Here is a 15,378-nt window from a genome sequence, read left to right on the forward strand (position 1 = left end):
CTTTCATATTTACAGTTGCATTTTTTTATCATAGAAGTTATAATAGAAAAGTTATAACTTTCGTACAGATAACATAGATTTATGTTGATATTATACAGAGGCGAAATTATTATTTTAGGATAATAATTTCGCCTCTTTTTGTTTAAATTAGGAGGACATTTAACTGCATGAATAAAAACAAACAATTTCATCTCTTAGGTGCTGTCATTGCTACCGGGCTCTTGTCTTTTTCAGGTGTATTAATCGAAACAGCGATGAACGTGACCTTCCCTCAATTAATTACTGAGTTTGGGCTAAGTACTTCCAAGATACAGTGGGTGACCACTATTTACCTATTAGCAATTGCGATTATTATTCCTTTGTCTTCGTACTTTAATCAGCGCTTCTCGTCTCGTAAGCTCTTTATATCTGGGAATCTTCTTTTCTTCCTTGGTGTCTTGATTAATTGCTTTTCACCTAACTTTCCCCTCTTGCTAGCCGGACGCCTTTTACAAGGTGTCGGAACCGGTATTGCTTTGCCTTTAATGTTCCACCTTATCTTAACCAAGGCGCCGCTTGAAAAACGTGGCATGATGATGGGATTAGGAACAGTGACAACATCAATTGCACCGGCCATTGGGCCAACTTATGGTGGTATCATCTCAAACGCATTGGATTGGCGCTATATTTACATCTTTTTACTTCCATTAATCGTTGTATCCCTAATTATTGGTCTTTCTTCACTTCCAGAAGAGAAAAAACAAATGACAAAAAAACTGGCACTTCGACCAGTTTTGGCACTTTCTGTCATGTTTTTCGTCTTCATTTCTGCCCTAAGTGCCGAACAAATTCTGACCTTTGTAATTCTCTTTATTGTTGGTATTTTAAGTGCCCTACTCTTTGTTTATTATAATCGTAAAGAAACACTGATCGAATTAGCTATATTACGTCATCATAAATTTGTTGCACTTCTCTTTACGCTTCTGGTTTATCAAGGTCTTCTTTTAGGTCTATCCTTTATTTTACCTAACTTTATCCAAGTTTCTGCGGGATATAGCTCAGCTGTGGCTGGACTCTTTATGTTTCCAGGAGCTCTTGTTGGAGCAATCCTCGCTCCGATTTCTGGGAAAATCTTGGATCAGGTTGGTGCGAAGAAACCAATCACCTTTGGTTTATTAACTGCAAGCTTTGGTATCATTTTACTTTTTGTTTTCCTACCAACGCAATCACTTATTTTATTATTGATTGCGCATATCGTTATGATGCTTGGGCTGGGTGTTTCCTACAGCAACTTAATGACCAGCAGTTTAAGCACACTTTCATCGGAAGAGCTCTCAGACGGAAATGCATTGGTTAATACATCACAGCAATTTATCGGAGCCATTGCAACTGCTTTGGTAGCCAACATTCTCTCTGTCTTTCAACACGCTCAAGGGTTTAAAGAAGGCACTCAATTTGGGACATCAGTCATTCTACTTATGTTCTTCGTATTAGTAATTCTGGGACTCTTTGCAAGTTATTCTGCATTGAAAAATAAGAAAAATTAAAAAAAGAGCATTCCTGTGCTCTTTTTTTATTTATGTAAAACAATCTAAAGACCATCTAACTAATTATTAAGACTTAAGCTCAGACACTTTTTAATTTTATTTTACATATTTTTATTTATGTAAAATAATTATTATACTGTAGCATCCGACAATTTAAAGGTCACTAAAGTTTCTGCAGGATAGGCTGCCAACTGACTGGCGAAGCTATCGTCATCATCTTTTTTGACTTTAGCTTTAAGATTGATGCTTACCTTATAGTGTTCTTCGGATAAGATATCATAAAGTGAGCGGAGATCTGAAATGTCTTGGCTACTTGCCTTAGGCAATACCGTATATTTTGCATATTCGGAATCAAACCATGAACTTTCTTTCTCAAAATCGACGGGCGAATTTTCATTAATCTGAAGTTTGACAGTGATGCTGTAATCATAGCCTTGTTGCTCAATCATTTTAGCAATTTTTACCATATCTTCATAAGTTCCTGAAGCTTTGAGTTTCAACGTTGCTTTGTAAGTTATACCAGCAAGTTCAAAACTCTCCGCAATTTTAAATGGATCTTGTTCACTACCTTCTTTGTCTACTTGTGGCGGGAAAAAGTTAACTGAAATAGAATAACCTTCAGTTAGAAGTTGCTCATACTGTTTAATGACTTCTTCTGCTTCCAAGTCATCCATGTATTCATTAAATGTACGTTCTGTTAATTTATTGCTCTCAAGAGCTTCTTCTTTAGGGTATATTATTTTTACTTGATAAGTCATAAATGTATTATATCAAAAAAAGAGAGAGACTTGTTAATCCCTCTGAACTTTTCTGCTTTTAGCTTTTTAATCTTTTCGTGTCACTTTACCATGCCATGACAGCATTCCCCCGGTCACGTTTGTTACGTTGTAGTTCATTTTTGAAAGTATTTTAGAGGCATTTTTCGATCCCATCCCTGATTGACAAATCACAAAATACTTTTTGCCGGATACTAGTGATGCACCAGAAACTTGCCCTAAAGGGATGTTTATAGCTCCTCTAATATGCCCTTTTTTATATTCATAAGGTTCTCGCACATCAATAACTTCTTCTTTTGTCTGATTATTTCTCAGATGTGTAGCAAGCTCTGTTGTTGTTATACTTTTAATTTTAGTAAATAATCCAAACATCAGTTCTCCTTACTGGCCAAACAACCGTCCCAAGCATTTGTACCGCCCAAGACATTAATAGCGTCGATATTATTTGCAGCGAGCCATTGTGTCACCTGTGCTGAGCGAGCACCCGATTGACAGATAATATAGCTTCCAACATTAACTTCGGCAATACGGTTTTCGATTTCACTCATGGGGAGATTACGTGCTGTTGGTACATGTCCAGCTTCATATTCATAAGCTTCTCGCACATCAATAATATCAGCTTTGTCCTTCATTACTTCTATTAATTCTTGCATTGTAATTGTTCGCATTTACTATTTCCTTTATTTTGTTTATAACACCATTATATACCCTATTGGGTATATAATCAAATTTAATGCTTCTATTAAAAAAGACATAGTTTTCTATGTCTTTTATTTTATCTCTTATTTTGTTGAAAATTTACGGCTGCACCTATGAGATTGGCTGAGTTACGATAGTGGCAAACCTTAATCTCAGGCAAAAAAGGCGGTATTTCTAAAGTCTTAATTATTTTGTTCAGCTGTTTGTTAAGTTCTGGAACCAGCCACTCCGCTTGTGAAACTGCCCCACCAATGACAATGAGTTCAGGATCAAAAGCATATTGGAGATTATAAATACCTTTAGCAACATTAAATGTAAAGCGTTCCATCTCCTCTTGTGCAAGAATATCCTTTTCCTGTATTGCTCGTCTAAAGACTTCTTGTCCTGTCACATTTGTACTACACCGTTGATTGTAACGCTTTGCCATGTTTACTGCTGTTCCCAGTTCCGAAAAAGTATGTTTTTCATCCATCAACATAAAACCAAATTCACCACCAAAAAGATGTTTCCCGTGATGAATTTTCCCATTGAGAACAACAGCTCCACCTACTCCTGTGCCAAGTACTAGAAAAAGTACATTTTTTAGATGCCTTGCTGCTCCAAAAGCAACTTCGGCAAGAGCAGCACAATTGGCATCATTTTCAATAGTCAAAGTTAAGCCTAACTTTTCTTCTAATGCGTGTTGGATATTAAAGCCGTGAATATAAGGCAATGCGCTGAATCCTTCAATATAGCCTGTTGATTGATTCACCGCTCCAGGAGAGCTCATCGCAACACCAGTAATATTTGTCCTCTCTTGTCTCATTTCACTCACAATATCCTTCAGACAGCTGTAATAATCTTCGAGATTATCGGGGGTTTGCTTCGACTTGACTTCTCCTAATTTCCCTTCAGAGAAAAGACTATATTTAATGCTGCTTCCACCAATATCAATTGTTATCAGTGCCATTATTTATCCTCTTTCAGTTTTTGTAACAGTGCTTCTTCAATGTCAACACTTGAGCTTTCTGAAACTTTACGATACCAATGTGCTGATTTTTTTAGTTTCTTAATCTGTCTGTAAATATCTAGAGAAATTAATCCATAGCGGTTTTTATAGGAATTACGCCAACTCCAGCAATCTATTGGTGTCCATGTATGATAACCTAAACAAGCTGAACCTTCGACCATTGCTTGGTGTAAATAGTAAAGATGTTCCGTCATAAATTGAATACGATAATCATCTTGGATAACACCACTTGTATCCTCAAAACGCGCTTCATTTTCAACACCCATTCCATTTTCGGAGATGAACCAAGGAATGTTATTATAGTCCTTTTGTATCGTTTTTGCTATTTTATAAATCGTCTGTGGGTGAATCTCCCAGCCTCTGTCTGCATTCATACGCACGCCTCTTTTGTTAAAGGATGCATAATATTTTTCAGGTAACCAATCCTGAGCCAAACTGTCACTTGAAAACTCTGGCTCTTGGACTCGACTTGGGTGGTAATAATTGACGCCTAAAAAATCCACCGTATTGTGCTTTATCACCTCAAGATCTTCAGTAGTGCTTTCCCACAATACACCATCACGCTCTAAAATGTTAACGAGTTTTTGTGGGAAATGTCCTTTTACTGAAGCATCTAAAAACAGTTGGTTTTGCCATAAATCAGCAAAGTGAGCCGCTCTGAGGTTCTGTATTTCCTCGTCCTTAGCATAATTAGGCGTTAAGTTGAGAATGATCCCAATCTGAGCTTGGGCATTCTTATTAATTTTTCTAAATCTTTCAATCGCTAAACTGGAAGCTAACTGCAGATTATAGGCAACTTGAACTGCTTTTTTACCATCTTTAAGGTCGGGATAATGGAAACCTAAAAGATAGCCACATTCAACAACTACTATTGGCTCATTATGTGTAAACCACTCCGTTACTCGGTCGCCAAATAAGCGGAAACATTGCTCCGCAAACTGAGCAAAGAGTAGCGCCACTTTTTTATTTTCCCATCCGCCATATTTATGGAGAAGCTCTACAGGCAGATCAAAGTGATGTAAGTTCATCATGGGCCGAATTCCGGCAGCTAAGAAAGTATCGATTACGCGGTTATAAAATGCCACTGCTTGAGGATTAGTCTTCCCAGTCTCAAAATCCTCAATAAGTCTGGACCACTGAATACTTGTTCTAATACTGTTGAGTCCAGCTTTCTGCATCAAACGGATATCTTCTTCGAAATCATTGTAAAAATTACTGGCAGTATCTGGACCAATTGAGCCCCAAAATCGTTCACTAAAATGATCAAAGTCATAATCAAAAACATTGTCGTGTTTTTTCTTGAAACGTCCTTCAGTTTGTGGACCACTTGTCGCTGCGCCCCACCAAAAGTCTTTTGGAAATTCTATTTTCATTGTTCTGCTCCTTCTACTTTCCTTCTTCTCAAATAGAAGGATTTATACTTTTTCAAAAATAGACCCTAGAAAAAGTAAAATTTCCTAGAATCTCATCTATTTTTTATTCAAAAACGGAAGTCTACTTCATGAGTTGTAATTCATACATTGGGTCATATTGAGGACTTACACCGTCATTGGCAAAGTTATCGCTTGATCCAAGCAAGACTTTATTAACTTCATAAATTGACCGAGCTTGATTAATTCTATTTAAAACGGTTTGATAATTCTCTGCTCCTTGTCCAACACGCTCCCAATGATGTAGTGCTATATTTTTTGTCTCTTGGAGAGTAAAGCCTTTGGCCTGTAAAATGGCTGTTTTCGTCCAAAGGAAGTTAGAAGGCACAATATGATTTAGATCAAAATTGTTATATGTTCTTCCATCACGGTCTAAGGCATAAAGAAACATGCCATACAGTTTATTTTCTGCTGTATATTTTGCTACTTTGTAAATATTACTTTCTTCGTAAGGTTCTTTAGCATCGTACCATCTATTACGGTCTTGCTCTTCCGGAAAGGCTAAACCAGGCATAAATTGTTCTTTTGGAATTACCCCGGTATAATCTTTTATTGCTCTGGCTGTGCGTGTGTCATCTGACCCATATTGTTGGTAACCAAGATATGTAAAACTGTCAGCAACGTCTTTCAAAGGATTGAGATTGGAGCCATTTGTATCATAAACAAATACGGTTCCGTTCTTTGCGAGAGGCCCAATATATTTTGATAATGCTCGAATAACACCATTTGACAGAGCAATATCTGTAGTACTTGGATACGTTTCCATGTCAATATCTAAGCCATCAAGTCCGTATTGGCGTACATGCTCGTCTAACAATTGATTCGCATAAGCATCAAATTCTTCTGGGGTTGGAAAGTTGCCTGCATATGGAATTTTTAAAAGCTCTGAATAATCTATTGCCTTAGTCAACTTTACACCTCGAGCATGTAAGTTGGGGACATAAGACTTTTTAAGCTTTTCAAAAAAGGGGGCAGCGGCATCTTCTTGACCTTGAGGGACATAGCTAAAAACATTGACAATATCAATTCCATAAGGAATATCATCCATGCTTAACCAATTTTCGTCTGTAAGGCTGGTATTGACACCTTTCATTTCCTTATCACGCCATGCACGGTAGTAGACCATAGTTTTCGCTTGCTGGCTGTCTTCTTGTGCCTGCGCAGAGATTGGACCAAAAATAAGCATACCAAGTCCAACTGTAAGCAAACCCAAAATATAGCGTTTCATTTTTTTCATCTTGCCTCCTCCTTAAGAAAACATTTTTAAAAATTTTATTTGTTTTGACTAAACTTTAAGTACCGAAAAACCAATTGACAATAGGTCATGTTTGACCAAGAGAACCATTCGCGAGTGTAATTATTTGGATTGTCCACATCAATCCCCTCATGGCACTGACCAGTTCCACCATCTGTAGCAACGATTGTCTCTATCTGTTTTTTCATTTTGTCTATATCGTTTGTTATCAATCCTTCCATAGCTAAAGCTATTGGCCATACATAACGTGGCGGCGTATGTGGGCTACCGATGCCATGCAAATATTGTCCCACATAATAATAAGGATTTTCTTCACTTAAGCATTTTTCTCTCGTTTTTGTATAAAGCGGATCTTCTGTTTCACAATAGCCGAGGAAAGGCAAGGAAAGTAGACTTGGCACATTTGCATCATCCATAAAGAGTTGTTTACCTAAACCATCAACCTCATAGGCATAATAAGGATTTTTTTCAGACGAAACTAGACCATAAGTTTGAATTCCTTCTGTTATTTCTTCTTGCAGTTTCTTTATTTTTCTTTTTAATCTTGGAGAGTGATGGTCCGGAAGCAGCTCTAGAAGTTGACCCAAAACCACTAAGATAAAGCAATTCCCTGGAATAAAATAACCGTACTTACACGCATCATCACTCGGTCTAAAGGCGCTCCAGACCATACCTGTATAACCAATTGGTTCTCCACGTCCTTCATGAGATAGTGTATCGGATGGCGGGCAATTTGTTCTTTTAAAAATATAGTCTGAGCTTTCATGATGTTGCTCCGTAATAAAAATGTCGAGAACAAGTTCAACTGTTGCCCAATAATCTTCCTTAAGGTGTTCGCTATAGCCTGTATGCTTGTAGAGTTGATAAGCCAGGAATAAGGGTGCACACAAGGAGTCAATCTCAAATTTTCTTTCCCAGACTAAAGGCGATATTTGAACATTAGAGACATCTTGACTATAGTGATTGTCTGTTGGTTCTTTATTAAAAGCATTGGCATAAGGGTCATGATTAATATAGCGTAATTGTTGCCTCAACACACCGTGAACCAAAGATGTTATCTCCGGAATAGAATCCGCCATTTCCAAATATGGGAGTATTTGAAAGGTAGAATCTCTTAACCACATTGCCGGAATATCACCTGTGGCCACAAATATTTCCCCATTTTCACGTACTGAAACGGTGTTTGAAATAGTATCCACTATGGCATCTTGAAAAAGTGATGTAGCTCGGTCATCCCATAGACGAATTGTCTCTGCATGTTTTTTAATCTTGGAGATTAACTCTTCTTGTTTTATCAACTCCTTTGTCCTCCTACTATTTTTTGAAAAAGATACCATAAGTTCTAATTTCACCTGGTCTAAATTCTTCCATTATGAGCTCTTCGGCAGAATCTTCAAGATTGCCAATAATTTTACCTTCCAAGTTTAACAGCTTAATTGTTGCTGGCTCTTGAAGTTTGATGATTCCCGGCATATCTTGGGCAGTATCACAGGGATTATAGAGCCGTAATTGTATACCTCTTTGATCGATACTAGTTTCCATACTGCTGAAGGCTACTTCACTGTTTGCTAAAGCTATTACCTGTTGCTCTTTTAATTCTAGCTTCTTCTTGTTTATAGGGAAATATTCTATTGGTGTGCTAAAGCGATTGATTGTCTGTGTTTGGTAATATATATTTTCCTGTGTAGTGAGTAGGTATTGATTTTGGAGAGCTGCAGCATTAAAATCAGTGTCTATCACGATATTTCCTTCAAAGAAAACTTCCCCTAAAAGTTGGCTATCAGGTGTTTCAACCTCTCTGGTTTGCAAACCAGAAGCATCTCCTGGTCGTCTTTGTGTATCTGGTCTTCCTAGGTAACCCACGCCTCTAAATATGGTAATGGCAAGCTCTTGCTGCTCCTTATTAAGAACTTGGAAATCTTTTGTTCCTTTACTTAAGAAACTCCAACTTGTCTTCGTATCATGAAGATTGGCGAAGTGAATCATCGGACGCATGCTTGTGGGTTCTTCTTTATATCCTCTTGCTCGCCAATCTTGCAAGTGCTTTTCTTCAATCGGTCGATTGATAATACCAAAAGGTGTATCACTGGTCGAAAACTCAGACTGAACATCTGTTTTAAGTACTAGGCGTAAACGATGATCAAGCACTTGATTATTCACATTTAGTCTAAGCTGAATCCGATTATCCTGCTTATTAAGCTCTAAAGTTAATATATATGTGACCTGTCCATCAAGTTGTCGTTCTTTCCGTGATCCCAGGTTATAAGGAAGTTTCCATTCGCCTTCTACAATTATTCGGCTTAGTAATTTTCCTTGTTCCACATGAGAAGTTTGACTGTTATTAAAGTTCAGATTTAAGATCCAATCCGCAAAGGCTGGTGAATAATCGTAGGTATCTCCTTCATCTCCTCCATCTTCAAAAGATAGAAAATCTAAATATTTTTTACCATTCTTCTTAAGGCAAAGATTGAACTTTCCCTCAGTAAACTCAATCTGATAAAAATCATTTTCAATCCTTGTTGCCTTTAGCAGTGTTTGAGGCTTTTCTTCCTCGGCACTAACATGATAATGTACATAGCCCATGGCTGGTAAAGTGCATTCTACTGCTATTGTACTAACATAGTAAGATTCATCAAGCATTTCCTCAGGATTTCTGCGAAGTAATGCTGCATTTTCTGTTACTTGCTCAATAATCTCAAAAGCTACCTTCTCTCCCCTGTCGTCAGTGAGTGAAAAATGTTTATTTTGTGTAGAAAGTTTGACTTTCTTTATCACTTTAAGCTCAAAAGGAAGAGGATTCCACATGAAAAGACTGTCTTCTTGATTCCTATTTAGTGAAATACTTAATTTTCTGAGCAAGTAGTCCATACAAGACTGAGCTTCCTGTAGGCCATTTATCCCACGCATATAGATATCGCGGTTAGTTTTATCACTATTACAACCACCAGCACTGTCGTGTGCTTGACCGCGGCTTACTATCTTCCACAAGCTATCTATTAGACCTTGTTTAACAGGAATGCCATAACGTGCAGCTAAAACAGACATTGGTTCTAACTGATAAGTTAAGAGACGCTCAAGTTGATCATAGACTTGTTTTAAGTCATAACGTGATGAATAAATACCACGGTGAATTTTGGAATCTATTGGCTCAATAAACTCGCCCTTGATATCTAGAAATTCTTGGGCATCTTTTTCGAGTGCCTTGAAAAATTGCGGGTAGTTACTTTCAATAAACACTGTTGATTCTTCAATTTCTTGATTTGCCTTATCGATCCTTGTTTTTAAATTAAAATCAACTGCACGCTGATCCCCTCCCACCGGTAAAAGATGCGCGTTGCTATTTGTATGTGTTGATATTCTTTCAACCAGGTCTGAAAAATCATTCTTTTCTACTAAATCAACTCCCGCATAGTAACCATTTTTAATATTGGCTGTCAGTACTTTTGAACCATCATTACTTGACCAATAAAAGTAGCGCGTGTTCGCTTCATTCGGCATCCCGCGCCAAAAAAGGGCATGTTGGATATCAAAGTCATGATAGATTTTCGGCATGTCTTGACTTTGACCAAAAGAATCTGGCAAGTAGCCAATTCTCATAGCACTGCCTAGTTCTTCTGCTTCACGAATACCAATACGTAGATTTCTCACTATTGATTCCCCAGAAGTTGTCATTTCATCAATTTGTGTGAACCAAGGTCCGACGAAGAGTCTGCCCGCCTGGACAAATTTTTTCAGCTGTTTTTCTCTTTCAGGAAAGAGACTGAGATAATCTTCGACAATTGACATTTGACCATCTAAAGTATAAAAATCCAACTGATTACTTTCCAAAGCTTCTAAAACTTCATCCATGTGAAAAATAAATTGCACACGAGCTTCTTGTCTTGTAAAATACCATTCAAAATCCCAGTGAGTATGTGCAACAGTATATACTTTTTTCATGGGTACTTTCCTCTATTTCTTATTTAAATTCTATTCTGCAATGAGCATTGCTGCTTGTTCAGCACGTTCTTGTTTTTGGTTAAGAATTACAAACGGTGAATATAAAACAATGTCTAAGACAACCAAAACAAGGGTCAATATAACCGGACTAATATGGAAGGCTCCTAAAACCCAGGTACTGATAAAGATAGGTTCATTTCCTGAATTCAGGACGACCAGAGGAACAACCCAGCCAATCGATGTTACAATATAAGCGATCACAGCGTTAATCATTGGAACAAGCACCCAGGGGATAAACATTAACGGATTAAGAACGATAGGAAGGCCGAAGATAACCGGTTCATTTATCCCAAAACATCCAGGTATTAAAGCAAGTTTTGCCACTTCACGTTCTTTTTCGCCTTTCTTCGTAAAGATAAGCATTGCGATAATTAAACCAAAGGTCGCACCTGAACCACCAATCATGGCATATACGTTGGTCATTGTATTTGGCGCAATAGAAATGCCAGTAAAACTTTGTGTTTCAGCAAATTTTGCTACATTTTCTAAGAAAATAGGGAGCCAGAAAGCTGATACGACACCCCAAACGATATTGAAACCATGAAGGCCGAGGAACCATAAGATTTGTTGGAGTAGAATAACGATGAGAATGGCAGGTAATCCTGTACCTACTGTTAGCAAAGGCTTAATAAGTACTTCAGAAATCATTTGCAGTAATGACACATAGCCCAATGATTGTAGGGCAATCCGAATTGCGCCAAAGATTAACAGTACACCACTAATCGGAATTAATGAGAAGAAAGAATCAAATACATTTTGTGGCACATTGCCGGGCATTTTGATTGTAAATTTACTTCGTGTAAATCGTGCAAATAAAGCCACGGCAATTAAACCAACGATGAGGGCAGTAAACATCCCTTCATAGCTGAAAAATGAGGTTGAAAAACCTTCAACAATATCCGCTTTCGGATCCAAATAATTAACGTTATTGGGTACCATTACGAAATAGGCTGCAAAGGCTAGCAAAGTTGCAATGATTGGATTAAGTTGGCTGTTTTTTTCATTTCTTTTTAGCTCGAAAGCATAAGAATATGCTGAAGAAAAGACCACAATAAGTGCAACAATACCTAAGGTCGCATTTCCGATATAACCAAACAGATTACTGATATTCGTCAATAAAGCATTATGAATATCTTGGTTTTTAATAAGGGCATCAAGCTGCATTTTGATCAGATTAGAGAAGGAACCTACAACCGTGAACGGTATTGTCCTTACAAAGGCATTTTTAATGGCCTGTAAAATCGTATTCCGCTCCACCCAAGCAGATACTTTTAGTAATGGTTCTTGAAACTTCTGCACATCAATTTTCATAATACGCACTTCCTTTTTCTTTTTTTAGAAGCCACTTCCATCAAAAAGAAACCGCTTCCGTTTTTTATTATATACAATTTTTTAAAATTTGTAAAGATGAATATGAAATTAATGTAGACAAATTGTATAAAATGTTATATAATATATATACAAATCATAAAAAGCGAGGTATACAAATTGTACAAATACCGTGAAATTTACGCTGACATCAAACGAGACATCCTGACCAACCATTATCGAGCGGGAACGCTTCTCCCTACACAAGAATTCTTTGCTGAAAAGTATAATGTGTCACGTATTACTTTAAAAAAATCTCTCACTTTATTAGAAAACGAAGGCTTAATCTTTAGTAAACAAGGCTCCGGAACTTATATTCGTCCGAGAGTGGAAGAAACCACAGAGCTTCTACCTTTAGATTTACCGATTGGTGTAACTTATTCGCATCGTGATCAAGAGATTAAAAGTAAAATACTCTTTTTTGATGCGCGTTTACCTTCAATAGAAGAGCAAAAGCATCTTCTATTGAATAAAACAGATCCGGTTTACGAATTTAAACGTCTTCGTATTCTGAATGGCAAAGCTTATAGTTTTGAACATGTTGTCATGCCAAGTTATATCGCTCCCATCACCGAAGAAATCTTAGAAGGCTCTGTCTATGACTATCTGGGACAGGAAGCAAAACTACAGTTAGTAGATGCTAAACGTGTCATTTACGCCGATCAAGCCGATGAGGAAGTGAGCAAAAATTTGGAGATTGAACGTCATTCGCCCGTCCTCGTTATTGAGCAAACTGCTTACGACCAAAAAGGACATGCTTTTGAATTTTCTAAATCCTACTTTATCAGTAACCAAACCAAATTTGCACTTGATATTCATCTCAAAAAGAACTAAAGCGATTAAAAAGCCACAAATTTAAAAATGTTTGTGGCTTTTTAATTTGCATTTGCAAATATCCTCCTCATTAGGCTACCCTTATATTATTGAAAAATAAATAAGGACGTGCTATAATGTTCTTGTTATAATATAAGGAGAAACTCAGGTGTTAAAACTAACAAAAAATGAGCAGGATTATCTTAAGGCTATTTATACCTTGGAACGTGCGGGAGATGATTCAGCTGTCAGTATACAACTTATTGCAAAAAAATTATCTGTTGCTGCGCCTAGTGCAACTGAAATGATTAAAAGATTAGCAAAAAAACAACTTGTAGACTATGCACCATATCGTGGTGTAAATTTATCAGAGCAAGGCAATGTTCAGGCTCGCTTTATTATTAAAAGTCATCGTGTTTGGGAAAGTTTCTTAGTGGACAAACTTGGCTATTCTACAGAGGAAGTTCATGATGAAGCTGAAAATTTAGAACACGCCTCTTCGCCAAAGCTTGTGGAATATCTCTACGCTTTATTAGATTATCCTGCTGTTGATCCACATGGTTCAACCATTCCTTCAGAAGTGTTTTGGAAAAAAAATAAAGTAGAAATTCCGCTCAAGCAAGCTGAGGAAAACAAAAGTTACTATATCACGACTTTAAACGAGGAAGCACAAGCCTTCTTTGAAAAGTTAAACATTAACATCCCGCACTTTATTCAGATTATTGAGCGGCTTCAGGATGGATCAATTATTCTGAAAGAGGACAATGGCCAAGTTTCGGTTATTCCTCAATTTTTACAAGAAAAAATCTTACTAATGCAAAGAACTGGAACCGTTGCTTCTGCTTTAGAAAACGAAAACACCTAGTCATTTTCTCTTATATTAACAGTAATATTAAAAAACAATGTTGAATATAGTTCAACTTAGAGAAGGTAAAAATGAATGATTTTAAAAATCAACCACATAAGTTGATTTATCATACAAACGGAAAGTCTCTTCAAGAGATTAACGGCACAGTAAAAGTTCCAAAAGATGGTAAGTTTTTTAGGACACTTCTTGCATATTCAGGACCTGGAGCTTTAGTGGCTGTGGGTTACATGGATCCGGGAAACTGGTCAACCTCAATCACAGGTGGACAAAATTTTCAATATTTACTGATTTCTGTCATTTTGATGTCAAGCCTAATTGCTATGCTCCTTCAGTACATGTCAGCAAAACTTGGGATTGTTAGCCAGATGGACCTCGCCCAAGCTATCCGTGCACGTACCAGCAAAACTTTAGGAATCATCCTATGGATACTTACAGAGCTTGCGATTATGGCAACAGACATTGCAGAAGTTATTGGTGCAGCAATCGCACTGTATTTACTTTTCGATATTCCGCTTATTCTAGCGGTCTTCATTACGGTTTTTGATGTCTTTTTACTCTTGCTCCTCACAAAAGTAGGTTTTAGAAACATTGAAGCTCTTGTTGTGTGTCTAATATTAGTGATTTTATTTATTTTCACCTATCAAGTTGCTTTGTCTAATCCCGATTGGAAAGGAATTGTGGAAGGTTTTATTCCAAATACACGGACCTTTGCTACTTCCCCTTCTATTACAGGAATGACACCTTTAACAGGAGCTCTTGGTATCATTGGGGCAACTGTAATGCCACATAATCTCTATCTCCATTCTTCAATTTCACAAAGTCGTAAAATTGACCATAATGACGATAAAGACATCGCTCGAGCTGTTCGTTTTTCAACTTGGGATTCTAATATCCAATTGAGTTTAGCTTTTGTTGTTAATTCGCTATTGCTCATTATGGGTGTTGCTGTATTTAAGACAGGTGTCATTGACGACCCTTCATTTTTTGGCCTTTACGATGCCCTTTCGACACCAGATTTATTAAGTAATGGTGTACTTGCGGATGTTGCTAAGACAGGTGCTTTATCTACCTTATTTGCCGTAGCTTTACTGGCTTCTGGGCAAAATTCGACAATCACGGGGACTTTAACAGGACAAATCATAATGGAAGGATTTATCCATATGCGGATGCCAATGTGGGCGCGTCGTCTAATCACGCGCTTACTATCTGTCGTTCCTGTCTTGATTTGTGTTACGATGACACGTGGCTACAGTCTAAAAGCACAGCATGAAGCTATTAACAATCTCATGAATAATTCGCAAGTCTTTCTTGCATTTGCACTGCCCTTTTCCATTATTCCTCTTCTAATGCTTACAAATAGTAAAAATGAAATGGGTAAATTTAAAAACAATTGGATTGTTCAACTCTTTGGTTGGTTCTCTGTCATTGCGTTGACTTACCTTAATCTTATTGGTCTACCAGATCAAATTGAAAGTCTATTTCCTAAGAATCTTGCCTATCTTGCAGATGGAACCGCAATTCTACTTATTGTTTTAGTAATTGCTTTACTCATTTGGACTATATTTGAACTCTACCGAGGCAATAGAAAACTCTCACTGCTTAATCAAAAACTATCAGATTCATAAAAATAAAAAA

Annotated in this window: 13 protein-coding genes; 4 read left to right on the forward strand and 9 right to left on the reverse strand. The window is 37.2% G+C overall.

Translation table 11 applies throughout. The features are described 5' to 3' along the window. Positions 1-167 precede the first annotated feature (167 nt). Complete coding sequence (locus tag P3G65_RS06240) at positions 168-1,526, forward strand: MFS transporter (RefSeq protein ID WP_019292299.1); 1,359 nt, start codon at positions 168-170, stop codon at positions 1,524-1,526. 131 nt (positions 1,527-1,657) lie between these two features. Here the strand turns inward: P3G65_RS06240 and P3G65_RS06245 are convergent, their stop codons facing one another. The 9 genes from P3G65_RS06245 to P3G65_RS06285 all read right to left on the reverse strand — a co-directional run bounded on the left by P3G65_RS06245 (position 1,658) and on the right by P3G65_RS06285 (position 12,005). Next, the gene (locus P3G65_RS06245) at positions 1,658-2,284 is read right to left on the reverse strand and encodes a hypothetical protein (protein WP_019292300.1); all 627 of its coding nucleotides are present in this window, start codon (positions 2,282-2,284) and stop codon (positions 1,658-1,660) included. A 66-nt stretch (positions 2,285-2,350) separates the two neighbouring features. After that, on the reverse strand, positions 2,351-2,674 hold the full coding sequence (locus P3G65_RS06250; RefSeq protein ID WP_019292301.1) for a rhodanese-like domain-containing protein: 324 nt from the start codon (positions 2,672-2,674) through the stop codon (positions 2,351-2,353). After that, positions 2,674-2,970, reverse strand: a complete 297-nt coding sequence (locus P3G65_RS06255; protein WP_019292302.1) for a rhodanese-like domain-containing protein — start codon at positions 2,968-2,970, stop codon at positions 2,674-2,676. Before P3G65_RS06255 ends, P3G65_RS06250 begins: the two co-directional genes overlap by 1 nt. A 107-nt stretch (positions 2,971-3,077) precedes the next feature. Next, complete coding sequence (locus P3G65_RS06260) at positions 3,078-3,950, reverse strand: ROK family protein (protein WP_019292303.1); 873 nt, start codon at positions 3,948-3,950, stop codon at positions 3,078-3,080. Continuing rightward, entirely contained in the window at positions 3,950-5,383 is a 1,434-nt protein-coding gene (locus P3G65_RS06265; protein ID WP_284071125.1) for a glycoside hydrolase family 1 protein, read from the reverse strand. Before P3G65_RS06265 ends, P3G65_RS06260 begins: the two co-directional genes overlap by 1 nt. A 121-nt stretch (positions 5,384-5,504) precedes the next feature. Beyond that, positions 5,505-6,677 (reverse strand): endoglycosidase, encoded by a 1,173-nt coding sequence (locus P3G65_RS06270; RefSeq protein ID WP_019292305.1) that lies wholly within the window; start codon positions 6,675-6,677, stop codon positions 5,505-5,507. A gap of 35 nt (positions 6,678-6,712) precedes the next feature. Next, the gene (locus tag P3G65_RS06275; protein WP_029346175.1) at positions 6,713-8,032 is read right to left on the reverse strand and encodes a glycoside hydrolase family 125 protein; all 1,320 of its coding nucleotides are present in this window, start codon (positions 8,030-8,032) and stop codon (positions 6,713-6,715) included. After that, complete coding sequence (locus P3G65_RS06280; RefSeq protein WP_019292307.1) at positions 8,010-10,634, reverse strand: glycoside hydrolase family 38 C-terminal domain-containing protein; 2,625 nt, start codon at positions 10,632-10,634, stop codon at positions 8,010-8,012. Before P3G65_RS06280 ends, P3G65_RS06275 begins: the two co-directional genes overlap by 23 nt. A gap of 30 nt (positions 10,635-10,664) precedes the next feature. Then, on the reverse strand, positions 10,665-12,005 hold the full coding sequence (locus tag P3G65_RS06285; protein WP_019292308.1) for a PTS sugar transporter subunit IIC: 1,341 nt from the start codon (positions 12,003-12,005) through the stop codon (positions 10,665-10,667). A gap of 177 nt (positions 12,006-12,182) precedes the next feature. Here P3G65_RS06285 and P3G65_RS06290 point away from each other — a divergent pair, with 177 nt between their 5' ends. From P3G65_RS06290 to P3G65_RS06300, 3 genes are all read left to right on the forward strand, one after another. Beyond that, entirely contained in the window at positions 12,183-12,896 is a 714-nt protein-coding gene (locus P3G65_RS06290; protein WP_019292309.1) for a GntR family transcriptional regulator, read from the forward strand. A gap of 148 nt (positions 12,897-13,044) precedes the next feature. Further along, positions 13,045-13,740 carry a metal-dependent transcriptional regulator gene (locus tag P3G65_RS06295; protein ID WP_019292310.1) on the forward strand — a complete coding sequence of 232 codons (696 nt, stop codon included), beginning with the start codon at positions 13,045-13,047 and terminating at the stop codon, positions 13,738-13,740. Positions 13,741-13,811: 71 nt separating this feature from the next. Then, the gene (locus tag P3G65_RS06300) at positions 13,812-15,368 is read left to right on the forward strand and encodes an Nramp family divalent metal transporter (RefSeq protein ID WP_284071126.1); all 1,557 of its coding nucleotides are present in this window, start codon (positions 13,812-13,814) and stop codon (positions 15,366-15,368) included. The last annotated feature ends 10 nt before the right edge of the window (positions 15,369-15,378 follow it).

Origin of the sequence: Lactococcus sp. bn62, from assembly GCF_029492705.2 — a bacterium.
GTDB classification, from domain to species: Bacteria; Bacillota; Bacilli; order Lactobacillales; family Streptococcaceae; genus Lactococcus; species Lactococcus petauri.

Coding starts and splice junctions, on each gene's coding strand:
- P3G65_RS06240 (WP_019292299.1), top strand. CDS start 168: ATGAATAAAAACAAACAATTTCATCTCTTAGGTGCTGTCATTGCTACC.
- P3G65_RS06245 (WP_019292300.1), bottom strand. CDS start 2,284: ATGACTTATCAAGTAAAAATAATATACCCTAAAGAAGAAGCTCTTGAG.
- P3G65_RS06250 (WP_019292301.1), bottom strand. CDS start 2,674: ATGTTTGGATTATTTACTAAAATTAAAAGTATAACAACAACAGAGCTT.
- P3G65_RS06255 (WP_019292302.1), bottom strand. CDS start 2,970: ATGCGAACAATTACAATGCAAGAATTAATAGAAGTAATGAAGGACAAA.
- P3G65_RS06260 (WP_019292303.1), bottom strand. CDS start 3,950: ATGGCACTGATAACAATTGATATTGGTGGAAGCAGCATTAAATATAGT.
- P3G65_RS06265 (WP_284071125.1), bottom strand. CDS start 5,383: ATGAAAATAGAATTTCCAAAAGACTTTTGGTGGGGCGCAGCGACAAGT.
- P3G65_RS06270 (WP_019292305.1), bottom strand. CDS start 6,677: ATGAAAAAAATGAAACGCTATATTTTGGGTTTGCTTACAGTTGGACTT.
- P3G65_RS06275 (WP_029346175.1), bottom strand. CDS start 8,032: ATGGTATCTTTTTCAAAAAATAGTAGGAGGACAAAGGAGTTGATAAAA.
- P3G65_RS06280 (WP_019292307.1), bottom strand. CDS start 10,634: ATGAAAAAAGTATATACTGTTGCACATACTCACTGGGATTTTGAATGG.
- P3G65_RS06285 (WP_019292308.1), bottom strand. CDS start 12,005: ATGAAAATTGATGTGCAGAAGTTTCAAGAACCATTACTAAAAGTATCT.
- P3G65_RS06300 (WP_284071126.1), top strand. CDS start 13,812: ATGAATGATTTTAAAAATCAACCACATAAGTTGATTTATCATACAAAC.